The sequence below is a fragment of the Streptomyces sp. NPDC048338 genome (genome assembly GCF_043201055.1).
Lineage (GTDB): Bacteria > Actinomycetota > Actinomycetes > Streptomycetales > Streptomycetaceae > Streptomyces.
This window is the reverse complement of record NZ_JBICYQ010000013.1, coordinates 25,394-38,416: the sequence shown is the minus strand read 5'-3', so window position 1 is coordinate 38,416 and position 13,023 is coordinate 25,394. Positions and strand designations below refer to the sequence as shown.

The window sequence follows — 13,023 nt, the reverse complement described above, 5'->3', positions numbered from 1 at the left end:
GGTGCTGCCGCCATGACCACCACCACTCCCCACCGCCTCGCGGTCCTCGCCGCCACCCTCGTCACGGTGTCCACCCTCACCGTCGGCCCCGCCCTCGCCGACGATCCCCCCGGGTCCACCTCCTCCGCCTCGCCGCCCCCCGAGATCGACGCGAACTCGCCCGAACTCATGCTCCCCGACGGCGCCACCCTCGCCCCCGCCAAGATCCTCGACATCAAGCAGGTCGTCGAAGAGGAAGGCGGAGAACAGCGACGCGAGGACACCAACGTCGACGTGACCTTCGCGCTCCAGGCCGAAGTGCTGTTCCCCAAGGACAGCGCCAAACTCGGCAGCGCTGCCACCGCCCGCATCGCCGCCATCGCCGTGGAGATCAACAAGCAGAACTCCGGCAAGGTCCGCGTCTTCGGCTTCACCGACAACCTCGGCTCGTACGAACACGGCCTCACGCTCTCCAAGCAGCGCGCCGACGCCGTACAGCAGGAACTCGCCAAGAACCTCGACCCCGGCAAGACCTTCGACATCCGCGGCTACAGCGAGGACTACCCCATCGCCGACAACCGCACCGAGGAAGGCCGCAAGAAGAACCGGCGCGTCGAGGTCTCCTTCCCGCGGACGACGGGCGGCTAGATGTTCACAGCCGCCGCCGCGGCAGCCGTACCCGCCCTCGCGCTCGCCCTCGTTCCCCTGGGGTCGGCCCCCGCCGACCCCATACCCGCGTACCGGACCGCCCAGGACGCCCGACCCGTCAGCGGCGCCACCTCCGGCGGCCAGGGGGCGATGCTCCCCGGGCCGGGTACGTACACCGACACGATCGCGAAGGGAGAGCGGAAGCAGTACAGGGTGCGGCTCGACGGCACCTCGAACGTCTTCCTCTCCGCCGTCCTCGCCCCGACGCCCGGCAGCGCCGTGGGCGTCGTCGACGGCATCACCCTCTCCCTCACCTCGCCCTCGGGCCTGGCCTGCGGGCAACTGAACGACATCCGCTTCTACGGCGGATCCGCCCGCCCCATCGCCGACTACGTCAGCCGCCGCATCGAACCCGGCCGCGACTGCCAGCAACCCGGCGAGTACCTGCTCGTCGTCGAGGGCGTCGGCCGCGACCAGGACCCGGCCACGGCACGCCGGCCGATCGAGCTGAAGTACGTCGTCGAGCCCGGCCTCCGAGCCGGCTCCACACCACCGCCCGCCCCCACCGCGTGGAGCACCGCCGCACCCCCGCCGCCCACCCAGCCCCCGCACCAGGCCAGGGGCGGAACCGGGTTCAACGACGCCGCCCCCGTCGGCGACGGAGTCTGGCGCGACACCCTCCGCCCCGGGGAGAGCCGCTTCTACCGGGTGCCCGTCGCCTGGGGGCAGCAGCTCTGCGTCAGCGCGCAGTTCGCCAACTCGGAGCAGGCGGAAAACACCGTCACCCCGGACGGCCTGCGCGTCACCCTCTACAACCCGGCCCGCGGCGCGGTCGAGGAGCACACCGCCCTCTACTCCGGCCGACCCGCCACCATCCCCCTCGTCACGGCCCCGGCCGCGTACGCCAACCGCACCCAGACCGGCCCGGACGCGGTGAACGCGATGCGCTTCCAGGGGTCGTACTACCTCCAGCTCACCCTCGACCGCCGCGTCCCGACCCCCGTTCCCCTGGCGCTGAACATCTCCCTCCGAGGGACGCCGCAGCTCGGCCCGGCCTACGCGGGCGACACCGACGCCTCCGTCTTCGGCCTGGCCGGCCACCAACGAGACCACCGGGACACGATGCGCACCGTGGGCCTCAGCGGGATCGGCCTGGGCACGGCGCTGCTCCTCGCCCTCGCGACCTGGACCGCCCTGGGCCGCCGGGGGAGAGGCTGTTCGAGGACACGGGTACTTCGCTGAGAGGGGTCTTGGGGGGTGCGGGTCCTGGGCGCTTGGTGTCGGCCGGTCTTGGTTTGTTTCTGGTGGTTGGCCGCCCTCTCTCCGAGTGTGGCGGGTTGCGGCGCCGCTTCAAGGGCGCTCCTTCGTCGCGTCGCTGCGCGATGGCCTGACGGCCACCCTTGACCCGTCGCCTCCACCCGCCTTTTCACACTCGGAGGGCGGCCCGGGGAGGGGGTCCAGGGCGGGGGGTCGGTGGGCCCCGGGCGCCGTAGGCGGCCGAAGGCTTTCGGGGTGGTTCAGCGCAGCCATTGAATGGGGTGACCCGGCACGGCTTAGCGGGTGCCACTCGTCTCTCGGCTGGGATTCATGCCCCGCTGGTCACTCTCCGGTGGGTGTGAGCCGACACCCGAGGGGCGTGAATCGGGCGCCGGAAAAAGAACTCGGTACGGCTGTCACGTTTCCTTCGTGAGGGGTGTCAGAGGGGTGACGGACTCAAGACACCCTTTCTGAGGAGCCCTTCCGATGTTCATCGCCTACGTGATCGTCACTGTTCTGGCCGCCCTGATGGCAGGATTCTCGGCCGGCTCCGTCTTCTTCCGGGCCGCATGGGTGGTGGAACCCCTGGCCGAGTACGGCGTTCCCGAGTCGTGGTGGGTCTGGCTCGGTGTGGCCAAGGCCGCCGGGGCAGTCGGCCTGCTGGTCGGACTTGCCGTGCCGATCATCGGCATCCTCGCCGGGATCGGTCTGGTGCTGTACTTCGCCGGGGCTGCCATCACCGTGATCCGCGCGCGGGTGTACGCACACGTCCCGTTCCCCCTGGTCTACGCGGCCCCGGTCATCGGCGCCCTCGCCCTCGGCGCCGCCGCCTGATGCCCACGCCTCGCCTGAATGACGCTAGCGCGTACATTACTTACGGTAACCCGGGCGGGATAAGGGACTCAGCGGGCATATCGGACTCTCGGCGTGCTTAATGTACGCCGCAGCGTCATCGGGCAGCCGATCCCGGACCGGAGATGAGACTGGTGGGACGGATGCGATCCGCACGGCCCGCCGCCCCGCGCGGCCCATGCCCCTGGCCCGTCCTAGCAATGCCGGCTGCGGATTTGGCTTCACCCCCACCGGAGAATGACCAGCGGGGCATGAATCCCCGCCGAGAAACGAGTGGCACCCGCTAAGCCGTGCCCGACTGCCCCATTCAATGGGTGCGGGAGGCCACCCCCGGACCCGACGGGGGCCGACGGCGCTCGGGGCACCCCGGACCCCCCGCCTGGACCCCCTCCCCGGGCCGCCCTCCGAGTGTGAAAAGGCGGGTGAAGGCGACGGGTCAAGGGTGGGCGCAGCCCATCGCGCAGCGACGCGACGAAGGAGCGCCCTTGAAGCGGCGCCGTAACCCGCCACACTCGGAGAGAGGGCGGCCAACCACCAGAAGCCGCCGAAGACCGGCCCGCCCCAAGCGCCTTCGCCAAGTCCCCGCCCCCCTCCCAGCCCGCCAGCGCGAAGACCCTGCCCCACCCCGCCTTCCCCGCCTTCACCGGGGGCCCTCCCCCCCCACCCCCGCCCCTCCCTCCCCCTCAGGCCAGTTGGCCCAGTGCTCCCTTGATCGTCGACACCACGCGGTCCGGGTGGTGGAAGACGTCCAGGGCCGTGAAGCGCAGCACCCGGTGGATGTCCGGGCAGTCCGCGAGGGCGTTGAAGCGGGCGACGTCGCGTGCGTGGGCCTCGCGGGTGCCGTGGAACGCGTAGCCCTCGATCTCGACCGCCAGTCCCGCGCGGCGGAAGAAGAAGTCGGGACGGAGCGCGCGGCCCGACGACGTGTGGAGCAGCGGCTGGCACTCCGGGTGCAGCCCCGCGTCCCGCAGGTGCAGGCGGGCGATCGTCTCCGCCGGTGAACCCGAGGCCGCGTCGGCCAGGGCGAGCCGGCGGCGCGCCAGGGGCGCGCCCGGGCGGCGGACGGAGAGTTCGGTCGCCAGCTCCTCGTGGTGGACGAGGGGTTCGCGCCGCACACCCCGGACCGTGCGGCGGGACAGTGCCGAGTCCGCCACGACCACGGCCTCCTCGCGGGTGCCGCACTGCCGTATCAGGTCGCCGACCGTGCGCGCCGGTGACGTCACCCGCAGCCCGGAGCGCAGGCACACCTCCCGGTCTTCGAGTCGGACGGTTCGGTGCAGACGTATGTCGATGCCGCCTCTTCCGGTCCCGTTGCCGCCGCGTGCGGTCCCGTCGCGGTCCGTCCGCTCCGTGCGGCCGTCGCCTCCTCCCGTGCTTCCGCCCGGCTGGAGGGTGGTGAACTCCAGTACCCCCGGGAAGTCCCTGTTCAGCAGTTCGATGCGATGCAGCAGTGCCGCCGTCCCGTGGCTGCACACGAGCGGAGGGCGGAGCAGTTGGACGACTCTCGCCCTGACCGCCCAGTCCACCTCCTTTCCCGGGACGGCCCACGCCCCGCGGCAGATCCACTGCCATTTCTCGCGGCGCAGCAGCCCCCGGAGTCGTCCCGGTGGCCAGCCCGCCGCATATGCCCACACCGTCAGGAGCAGTCCGCCCCGGGTGAGTCTCAGCAAGTCCCGCATGCCCCAACGATCCCTATCTGGGGCGAGGTTCGCATCCCCTGTGGATAACTGCCGGGCTGATGCCGCATCCTGGTTCAAAACGGTGCCAGGGCTGCCCCAAGCCCCGAAGTGGACTGCTGATGACGACGACAACGCCGAGCGTGCAACTGGTCAGTGACCTCGTCACCCGGATTCCCGAGTTCCGGGACGCCTACGAGTCCCATCTCTTCAACCAGGGCGATGTCCTGCCGCACGTGTTCTTCTGGGACGTGGTGCAGGACACCGTCAGGTCCTTCCTCGGTGAGGATCCGGGGGCCGCCGACTGGCGTCGCACGCTCGCGTTCCTGGAGGAGCAGAGCATGCGCGGCGTCCTCGGCATCGACGAGGTCATCGTCACCTCGTTCCTCAACGATCTGCCGTATCCCCACGAGCCGGGTCACGGCATCGTCGAGCAGCTCGGTCCGGTCATGGCGGCGAAGTTCGTCAGGATCCGTCCGGGGGGTTGAGGGGGGCGAGCCGGCGGAAGCCCGCCGAGCCGGTGCGGACCAGGGCGGCCCCTGGTCTCCGCCGCCCCCGCCCCACCCCCCTCCGCCCCCACCCCGGCCCGCGGACATAATCGAGCGCATGTCCCCAGCTCAGCCTGCCGCCGCAGCTCAGCCTGCTGCCGCCCGGCGGTCCGTCCTCGCGGCCGTGCCCTGGTCCGCGCTCGGCGGGTACGCCGCGACCCGGCTCCTCGGTCTGGTGGTCCTCGCCGTCGCCTCCGCCGTCACCGGCAAGGACGGGCTGCACCGGCTGAGCGGCCGCTGGGACGCGGTCTGGTACGTCAGGGTCGCCGAGCACGGGTACGGATACGAGGTCACGCTGCCCAACGGCAGCGTCCACTCCGACCTGGCCTTCTTCCCTCTCTTCCCGGCCCTCGAACGGGCCCTGTCCGCCGTCCTGCCCGTCGACGCGGCGACGGCCGGGCTGGTCGTCGCCTGGATCGCGTCGCTCGCCGCCGCCTGGGGCATCTACCGGTGCGGCGCCCATGTCGCCGGGCATCCGACCGGGGTCGCCCTCGCCGTCCTGTGGGGTGTGTATCCGACGGCGTTCGTGCAGTCGATGGCGTACACGGAGACGCTCTTCACCGCCTTCGCCGCCTGGTCGCTGTTCGCCGTGCTGCGCGGGCGCTGGGTCCTGGCCGGGGCGTTGTGCGCGGGTGCCGGGCTGACGCGGCCGACCGCCGTGGCGCTCGTCGCCGCGATCGGGATCACCGCGCTGGTCGCGGTGGTCCGGGAGCGCCGGCTGCCGCTGCGCATGGCGGTCGGGGTGCTTCTCGCGCCGCTGGGCTGGCTGGCGTACATCGTCTATGTCGGTGTGCGGCAGGGGGCCGCCACGGCCTACTTCGACGTGCAGGCGGCCTGGGGGAACTCCATCGACGGCGGGGTCGCCCTGGCCCGTTTCATCGCCGGTCTTCCGCTGCCGGCCGCGTCGGGTCTGTGTGCGGCGCTGGCGCTGCTCGGCTGGCTGGTCGTGCTGTGTGTGCGGCAGCGGCAGCCGTTGCCGCTGCTCGTGTACACGATCGGGGTCGTCGTGGTCTCGCTGGTCGGAGCCGCGTACTTCGGGTCCCGGCCGCGGCTGATGATGCCGGCGTTCGGCCTGTTGCTGCCGGCGGCGGTGGCGCTGGTGCGGCTCCGGATGCGCAACCGGGTCCTCGTCCTGGCCGTGGCGGCGCTGGCCTCCGCCGGTTACGGCGCGTTCACGCTGCTGGGTTCGGGACCGCCGTGACCCGGACGCCCGGCCGCAGTCCCCAGTCGGCCATCGTGCCTGCCTCCGCTTCGAGGACGTGCCGGCCGCGCAGCCGGACGAGGCCGAGGCGTCCCGGCTTCATGGTGACCACGTCGAGGACGCGGAGGGTGCGGTCGAGGTAGGCCACGTCGATGGCGAACCGCATGCCGAAGGTGTGGATGCTGTTGGTCGGCGTGATGAGCAGGGCGCCCCTGATGCCGTCGCGGCCGAGGAGTCCGCGCCGCCGTGCCCGGTACGAGGCCGCGATCTCGAGTGCGACCGTCGCCTCGGGGGCGGTGAGTGTTCCGGTGCCGTCGCGCCATGTCCCCTGTCTCCGCATGGGGGAGACGGTAGTGGTGCGGATGGGTAGGGTGCGCGCGTGGACGTGATGCTGATCGTCGTCGCCGCCTTGTGGGGCGCGGCCACCGGGCTGCTCGTGCCACGCGCCGCGTACCGGTTGTCGGTGGAGCCGGAGGAGCGCTGGCGGGACAGTTGTCCCGCGGGGCACGGCTTCACCGGTCCCGCGGGTGGGTGGCTCGGTGGTCCGGGCTGTCGTGGCTGCGTCGTGGAGGCGTCCGTTCCGGGGCCGGGGGCGGTCGGCGCCCCGGTGACCCCCGGGCCTTCCGTCGCCCCCGGTGCCGGGCGGGCTTCCGTTCGGGCCTCGGTGTCCCTGGTGCGGTACCGGGCGGTGGCTCCCGTGGTCACCGCCCTCGCCTGTGCGACGCTCGCCGTCGCCACCGGGCCGCGTCCGGAGTTGGCGGTGTGGCTGCTGTACGCGCCGTTCGGGGTGCTGCTGGCGTGTGTCGACGTCCGTGTCCGCCGGCTGCCCGACCTGTTGACGCTCCCGCTCGCCGGCGCGGTACCGCTGCTGCTGGGGGGTGCCGCGCTGCTGCCGTACGAGGCCGGCTCGTGGGTGCACGCGCTGCTGGGCGGGGTCGGGGCGGGCGGCGCGTACTACGTGCTGTTCCGCATCAATCCCGGCGGTATGGGCTTCGGTGACGTGAAGCTGGCGCTCTCGCTGGGTGCCGCGCTCGGCTGGTACGGCTGGGGTGTGCTGTTCGCGGGGACGTTCGCGGGGTTCCTGTCGGGTGCGGTGTACGGGCTCGGCCTGGTCGTGGTGCGGCGGGGGAGTCGTAAGTCCGCGATTCCGTTCGGCCCGTTCATGATCGGTGGCGCTCTGCTCGGTCTGCTTCTCGGCGCGCTCTCCGCCACCCCTTGAGGTCCCAGGACACCGCTCCCTGATCCGGCCTGATCGACGAGACACCCCCTAGCATCCAGCCGTATGCGGACAATCGATGACAAAAGCCTGCGAGGCCCGCGTGTGGTGCCGACGGCCTTCGGGCCACTCCGGAGCAGGTCCGCCCTTCTGCCCTGGGCCTGGGCCGGCGCCCTGTGCGTCCTCTACTCGACCGTCGCCGTCCGCCGCCATCTCCTCCTGCGGACCACGGGCTACGACCTGGGCATCTTCGAGCAAGCCGTCCGCGCCTACGCCGAACTCCGCGCCCCGATCGTCCCCTTGCGCGGGGAGGGGTTCCATCTGCTCGGCGACCACTTCCACCCGCTGCTCGCCGCGCTGGCCCCGCTCTACCGGATCTGGCCGTCCCCGCTCTGTCTGCTGATCGCCCAGTCCGCGCTGCTGGCTCTCGCCGTCGTGCCGCTCGCCCGCTGGGCGGCCCGCGCGCTCGGTCGCCGGGCGGCCCATGTCGTCGCCGTCGGGTACGGGCTCAGCTGGGGCATCGCCTCGGCCGCCGCCTTCGACTTCCACGAGGTGTGCCTCGGCGTGCCGCTGCTCGCGTTCGGCCTGGAGGCGCTGGGCCGCCGCCGCTGGGGCCACGCCGTCGCCTGGGCCGCGCCGCTCCTGCTGGTGAAGGAGGACCTGGGGCTCACCCTCGCCGCGGTCGGCGCGTACATCGCGCTGAAGGGCGGCCCGGGACGCGCGCGGCGGCTCGGTCTGGCGACGGCCGGCGCCGGGCTGCTCGGGTCCCTGATCGAGATCAGGCTCGTGCTGCCCGCGTTCAGTCAGGGCGGGGAGTACGCCCACGGCGCCAACCTCACCGCGGGCCACGGCTCGCTGCTCGCGACACTGGCGCACGCCCCGCTGGACGCCCTGCGCCCCGACATCAAGGCGATGACCCTGATCCTGGTCTTCGCCCCGTCGGCGCTGCTGGCCCTGCGTTCCCCGCTCTCGATCGTCGCCCTACCCACCCTCGGATGGCGGATGGTCTCGGAGAACGGCTTCCACTGGGGCACCGCCTTCCACTACAGCGCGATCCTCATGCCGGTCGTCTTCGCCGGTCTGATCGACGCCCTCGCCGGCTGGCGCCGCACCGACCACCCGCTCGCCGCCCGTCATGTCCGGGCCTCGCTCGCCACCGTGCTCGCCGTGACCGCGGTCATGCTGCCGTCCTTTCCGCTGGCCCAGCTCGCCCAGCGGGCCACCTGGCGCACCACCGGGCACGTCGAGGCGGGCCGGGCGCTGCTGGCGCGGATCCCGGACGGCGCCACCGTGGCCGCCTCCAACCGGCTGGCTCCGCAGCTGACCTCGCGGTGCGTCGTCGTCCTCTTCCCGACGTTCCCAGTGGACGGGCGGCTCTACCGGTACGAGCGCGGGCAGCTGCCGCCGCCCACCGCGGAGTGGATCGTCCACGACCGGGAGACGCCCGAGGCCTGGCCGTACAAGCCCGGCCACTGGCCCTACCCGATCGAGCAGCAGGAGGCGGAGCTGGCGGCGGCCCGGCAGCGGTACGGGTACGAGCTGGTCGCCCGCCGCGACGGGATCACGCTGCTGCACCGGGTGGCGGATCGTGGGGGCGCGGGTGGGCGGGGCGGCTCGGGCCCGAACCGCGGGACGGGTCGGTGACGAGGCCGCCCGGCCGGTACGCCCCATCGGTCGGTGCGCCCCCGCCGGCCGTGCCGGCCGGCGCCCGGCGCGGCTCCGGCGTCAACCGGAGGCCCGTCGGCGAGGGTCCCCCCTGGGAGGGACGAAACCCGCCGCCACGCCGGGGCGCAAACCCGCCACGGGGCCCCACGACCCTTGTCCTGACTGGGATCCGCGTATTCCGCATCGGACCAGTGGCCGCACGTGGCACGCGCCGGCACTCATGAAGGGTTATGGTGGAAACCCCCCCTCGGGCCGGTCCGTATCCCCCCCACGGACCGGCCCGTTTTTTGTCGCCGCGCCCACGCCGCGCCCCCCGTGCGACCATGCGCCGTGACCCGGCGGATCAGTTCCGTCCGGCCCAGATGTTGGTGCCCGCGGTGTCGACGGCGAAGGAGTCGATCTCCTTCAGCTCCTCCTCGGTCAGCGGCGGCGCGGCGAGCGCGGCCACGTTCTCCTCCAGCTGCGCGACGCTGGACGCGCCGATCAGCGCGGAGGTCATCCGCTCGTCGCGCAGCACCCAGGACAGCGCCAGCTGAGCCAGCGACTGCCCGCGGCGCTCGGCGATGTCCGCGAGGCCGCGGAGCCGGCGCAGCACCTCGTCGGAGAGCAGGTTCGGGTCGAGGGACTTGCCCTGCGTGGCCCGGGAACCCTCCGGGATGCCCTTCAGGTACTTGTTGGTGAGCAGGCCCTGGGCGAGCGGCACGAAGGAGATGCAGCCCATGCCGGCCGCCTCCAGGGTGTCGAGGAGGCCGTCCTCCTCCGTCCAGCGGTTGATCATCGAGTACGAGGGCTGGTGGATGAGGGCGGGGACGCCCATCTCCTTGAGGATGCGGGCGGCCTCGGCGGTCTGCTCGCTGCTGTAGGAGGAGACGCCGACGTACAGCGCCTTGCCCTGCTGGACGGCGGAGGCGAGGGCGCCCATCGTCTCTTCGAGGGGGGTGTGGGGGTCGAAGCGGTGCGAGTAGAAGATGTCGACGTGGTCGAGGCCCATCCGCTTCAGGGACGCGTCGAGCGAGGACATCAGGTACTTGCGGGAGCCCCACTCGCCGTAGGGGCCGGGGTGCATGAGGTAGCCGGCCTTGGTGGAGACGATCAGCTCGTCGCGGTAGGGCGCGAAGTCCTGGGCGAAGATCTTGCCGAAGTTCAGCTCGGCCGAGCCGGGCGGCGGTCCGTAGTTGTTCGCCAGGTCGAAGTGGGTCACGCCCATGTCGAAGGCGCGGTGCAGGATGGCGCGCTGCGAGTCGAGGCTGCGGTCGTCGCCGAAGTTGTGCCACAGGCCGAGCGAGACGGCGGGGAGCTTGAGCCCGCTGCGGCCGGTGCGGCGGTACTCCATGGTGTCGTAGCGGTCCGTGGAGGCGCGGTACAGGGGGGAATCAGTCACGTATCTCTGCTTATCACGGACTTGTGACAGTCCCGGGCTGGGAGCCGTTGACCCGTGCGCAGTAGTGTGTCGGCTTCGGGGACCGCCGCAGCATGGAGGGGTTAAGAACAGTGAACCTGCGCGACCTGGTGTACGGGCTCTACGCACGCCGGGTGGAAGGCCGCCTCGACCATGCCCAGGTGCCCAAGCACATCGGCGTCATCCTCGACGGCAACAGGCGCTGGGCCAAGGCGTCCGGCGGGACTCCCGAGCAGGGCCACAAGGCCGGTGCGGACAAGATCCAGGAGCTGCTCGGCTGGTGTGCCGAGACCGACGTCGAGGTCGTCACGCTCTGGATGCTGTCCACGGACAACCTGAACCGGCCGGAGGAGCAGCTCGTCCCGCTGCTGGGCATCATCGAGAACGCCGTGCGCGCGCTGGCCGCCGACGGCCGTTGGCGGGTGCACCACGTGGGCACGCTGGACCTGCTGCCGGCGCGTACGCAGTCGGTGCTGAAGGAGGCCGAGCAGTCCACGCACGACAACACGGGGATACTCGTGAACGTGGCGGTGGGCTACGGCGGCCGGCAGGAGATCGCCGACGCGGTCCGTTCGCTGCTCCTGGAGCACGCGGAGAAGGGGACGAGCTTCGAGGAGCTCGCCGAGATCGTCGATGTCGAGCACATCTCCGAGCACCTGTACACGCGGGGTCAGCCCGACCCGGATCTGGTGATCCGTACGAGTGGCGAGCAGCGTCTGTCCGGTTTCATGCTGTGGCAGAGCGCCCATTCCGAGTACTACTTCTGTGAAGTGCACTGGCCTGCGTTCCGCAAGGTCGACTTCCTGCGCGCGCTGCGCGACTACGCGGCCCGGCACCGCCGCTACGGCACCTGACGGCCGCGTCACCACGGCACCCGGCGGCGGACCGGGGCGGGTCACCGGGCGTTCACGAACGCGTCGTCATATGCCCTGGCATGGCGGCGGGTGTTCGAGGGAATACCCCTTCCAGAGTGAGCGGCACGGAGACCGCCACCCGGGAGGCCCGTTGCACCAGGACGACCGTGCAGGACATGTACGGACGAAGCGGAGGGCCGGAGCTCGGCCCGCGCGTCGTGGCCAGAGCCCGGTCCCATCCCGCAGCGACACCGCTTCCGTCGCGCCCCGACCTCACAAGGGTCGTCAAAGGGGGTCTGTCCTTCCGTGGTGACCAGTACGAAGCGCCGCTTGTCCGACAGGCGCACCTATGTTCTCGACACCAGCGTCCTGCTGGCCGACCCCAACGCCGTGTCCCGGTTCGAGGAGCACGAGGTCGTGCTTCCGATCGTCGTGGTCACCGAGTTGGAGGCCAAGCGACACCATCCCGAACTGGGCTATTTCGCCCGGGCGGCCCTGCGCCTCCTGGACGACTTCAGGGTCCGGTACGGGCGGCTGGACGCGCCGCTCCCGATCGGGGAGCTGGGCGGCACGCTGAGGGTCGAGCTGAACCATTCGGACCCGGGCGTCCTTCCGGCCGGCTATCGGCTGGGGGACAACGACTCACGGATTCTGGCGGTCGCGCGCAATCTGCAGGCCGAGGGGTTCGACGTCACCGTCGTCTCCAAGGACCTGCCGCTGCGGATCAAGGCGTCGTCGGTCGGGCTCCTCGCCGAGGAGTACCGTGCCGAGCTCGCCATCACGGACTCCGGCTGGACCGGTATGTCCGAGCTGGGCCTGTCGGCCGAACAGGTGGACATCCTCTACGACCAGGAGAGGCTCTACGTGCCGGAGGCCGCGGAGCTTCCGGTGCACACCGGGCTGGTCCTGCAGTCCGAGCGGGGCAAGGCGCTCGGCCGGGTGACCGCGGACGGGAACGTCCGGCTGGTGCGGGGCGACCGGGAGGTGTTCGGCATCCGCGGGCGCAGTGCCGAGCAGCGGATCGCGCTGGACCTGCTCCTCGATCCGGACGTCGGCATCATCTCGATGGGCGGGCGGGCCGGTACGGGCAAGTCCGCGCTGGCGCTCTGCGCGGGCCTGGAGGCGGTCCTGGAGCGCCGGCAGCACCAGAAGGTGATGGTGTTCCGTCCGCTGTACGCGGTCGGCGGGCAGGAGCTCGGTTACCTGCCGGGCAGCGAGGCCGAGAAGATGAGCCCGTGGGCTCAGGCGGTCTTCGACACGCTGTCGGCGGTGGCGGGGCGTGAGGTCATCGAGGAGGTGCTGAGGCGCGGGATGCTGGAGGTCCTGCCGCTGACGCACATCCGGGGGCGGTCGCTGCACGACGCGTTCGTCATCGTCGACGAGGCCCAGTCGCTGGAGCGGAACGTCCTGTTGACCGTTCTGTCCAGGATCGGGACGAATTCCCGGGTGGTGCTGACGCACGACGTCGCGCAGCGGGACAACCTCCGGGTCGGCCGGTACGACGGAGTCGTCGCCGTGGTGGAGAAGTTGAAGGGCCATCCGCTCTTCGCCCATGTCACGCTCACCCGCTCCGAGCGTTCGCAGATTGCGGCGCTTGTGACCGAAATGCTGGAGGACGGCCAGATCTGAGTGGATTGGCAGGATTAGCACGTTCCCGTACCCGTACGGGAGTTGACGCCGCCCGGCAGAGCGCAGGAGCTTAGCCGGGCGGCGTCGCGCTGTCCGCTG

General features: G+C 71.7%; 12 protein-coding genes. 9 read left to right on the top strand and 3 right to left on the bottom strand.

Annotation, left to right across the window (positions count from 1 at the left end; translation table 11 throughout):
- Window positions 1–12 precede the first annotated feature (12 nt).
- The 3 genes from ACGFZF_RS27735 to ACGFZF_RS27725 all read left to right on the top strand — a co-directional run bounded on the left by ACGFZF_RS27735 (window position 13) and on the right by ACGFZF_RS27725 (window position 2,718).
- Window positions 13–627: an OmpA family protein gene (locus tag ACGFZF_RS27735; RefSeq protein WP_393558449.1), complete on the top strand. Its 615-nt coding sequence runs from the start codon at window positions 13–15 to the stop codon at window positions 625–627.
- Window positions 628–1,869 (top strand): hypothetical protein, encoded by a 1,242-nt coding sequence (locus tag ACGFZF_RS27730; RefSeq protein ID WP_393558447.1) that lies wholly within the window; start codon window positions 628–630, stop codon window positions 1,867–1,869. It begins immediately after the preceding gene.
- A 501-nt stretch (window positions 1,870–2,370) separates the two neighbouring features.
- Window positions 2,371–2,718: a DoxX family protein gene (locus ACGFZF_RS27725; protein ID WP_393558445.1), complete on the top strand. Its 348-nt coding sequence runs from the start codon at window positions 2,371–2,373 to the stop codon at window positions 2,716–2,718.
- A 701-nt stretch (window positions 2,719–3,419) separates the two neighbouring features.
- Here ACGFZF_RS27725 and ACGFZF_RS27720 read toward each other — a convergent pair.
- Window positions 3,420–4,415, bottom strand: coding sequence for an endonuclease domain-containing protein (locus tag ACGFZF_RS27720; RefSeq protein ID WP_393558443.1), 996 nt, complete (start codon window positions 4,413–4,415; stop codon window positions 3,420–3,422).
- Window positions 4,416–4,534: 119 nt separating this feature from the next.
- On the opposite strand from ACGFZF_RS27720, the gene ACGFZF_RS27715 reads away from it, so the two are divergent.
- Both ACGFZF_RS27715 and ACGFZF_RS27710 read left to right on the top strand, forming a co-directional pair.
- Window positions 4,535–4,900, top strand: coding sequence for a hypothetical protein (locus ACGFZF_RS27715; RefSeq protein WP_356606751.1), 366 nt, complete (start codon window positions 4,535–4,537; stop codon window positions 4,898–4,900).
- A 118-nt stretch (window positions 4,901–5,018) separates the two neighbouring features.
- Window positions 5,019–6,161 carry a mannosyltransferase family protein gene (locus ACGFZF_RS27710; RefSeq protein WP_393558440.1) on the top strand — a complete coding sequence of 381 codons (1,143 nt, stop codon included), beginning with the start codon at window positions 5,019–5,021 and terminating at the stop codon, window positions 6,159–6,161.
- Here ACGFZF_RS27710 and ACGFZF_RS27705 read toward each other — a convergent pair.
- On the bottom strand, window positions 6,133–6,501 hold the full coding sequence (locus ACGFZF_RS27705) for a DUF192 domain-containing protein (RefSeq protein ID WP_356779054.1): 369 nt from the start codon (window positions 6,499–6,501) through the stop codon (window positions 6,133–6,135). The genes ACGFZF_RS27710 and ACGFZF_RS27705 overlap by 29 nt on opposite strands.
- 39 nt (window positions 6,502–6,540) lie before the next feature.
- Here ACGFZF_RS27705 and ACGFZF_RS27700 point away from each other — a divergent pair, with 39 nt between their 5' ends.
- Together ACGFZF_RS27700 and ACGFZF_RS27695 are read left to right on the top strand one after the other, a co-directional pair.
- A complete protein-coding gene (locus tag ACGFZF_RS27700) occupies window positions 6,541–7,380 on the top strand; it encodes a prepilin peptidase (RefSeq protein ID WP_393558438.1) in 840 nt (279 codons plus the stop codon).
- A gap of 63 nt (window positions 7,381–7,443) precedes the next feature.
- A complete protein-coding gene (locus ACGFZF_RS27695; RefSeq protein ID WP_393558436.1) occupies window positions 7,444–9,021 on the top strand; it encodes a DUF2079 domain-containing protein in 1,578 nt (525 codons plus the stop codon).
- Window positions 9,022–9,385: 364 nt separating this feature from the next.
- Here the strand turns inward: ACGFZF_RS27695 and mgrA are convergent, their stop codons facing one another.
- A complete protein-coding gene (mgrA, locus tag ACGFZF_RS27690; RefSeq protein WP_393558434.1) occupies window positions 9,386–10,423 on the bottom strand; it encodes an L-glyceraldehyde 3-phosphate reductase in 1,038 nt (345 codons plus the stop codon).
- Between the two features lie 110 nt (window positions 10,424–10,533).
- On the opposite strand from mgrA, the gene ACGFZF_RS27685 reads away from it, so the two are divergent.
- Together ACGFZF_RS27685 and ACGFZF_RS27680 are read left to right on the top strand one after the other, a co-directional pair.
- Entirely contained in the window at window positions 10,534–11,295 is a 762-nt protein-coding gene (locus ACGFZF_RS27685) for an isoprenyl transferase (protein WP_137993617.1), read from the top strand.
- Window positions 11,296–11,601: 306 nt separating this feature from the next.
- Window positions 11,602–12,924: a PhoH family protein gene (locus ACGFZF_RS27680; protein WP_393558431.1), complete on the top strand. Its 1,323-nt coding sequence runs from the start codon at window positions 11,602–11,604 to the stop codon at window positions 12,922–12,924.
- The last annotated feature ends 99 nt before the right edge of the window (window positions 12,925–13,023 follow it).

Excerpts from the sequence above, each read along its gene's own strand:
- ACGFZF_RS27735 (WP_393558449.1), top strand. The coding sequence starts at position 13 with ATGACCACCACCACTCCCCACCGCCTCGCGGTCCTCGCCGCCACCCTC.
- ACGFZF_RS27725 (WP_393558445.1), top strand. The coding sequence starts at position 2,371 with ATGTTCATCGCCTACGTGATCGTCACTGTTCTGGCCGCCCTGATGGCA.
- ACGFZF_RS27705 (WP_356779054.1), bottom strand. The coding sequence starts at position 6,501 with ATGCGGAGACAGGGGACATGGCGCGACGGCACCGGAACACTCACCGCC.
- ACGFZF_RS27715 (WP_356606751.1), top strand. The coding sequence starts at position 4,535 with ATGACGACGACAACGCCGAGCGTGCAACTGGTCAGTGACCTCGTCACC.
- ACGFZF_RS27710 (WP_393558440.1), top strand. The coding sequence starts at position 5,019 with ATGTCCCCAGCTCAGCCTGCCGCCGCAGCTCAGCCTGCTGCCGCCCGG.
- ACGFZF_RS27695 (WP_393558436.1), top strand. The coding sequence starts at position 7,444 with ATGCGGACAATCGATGACAAAAGCCTGCGAGGCCCGCGTGTGGTGCCG.
- ACGFZF_RS27720 (WP_393558443.1), bottom strand. The coding sequence starts at position 4,415 with ATGCGGGACTTGCTGAGACTCACCCGGGGCGGACTGCTCCTGACGGTG.
- ACGFZF_RS27730 (WP_393558447.1), top strand. The coding sequence starts at position 628 with ATGTTCACAGCCGCCGCCGCGGCAGCCGTACCCGCCCTCGCGCTCGCC.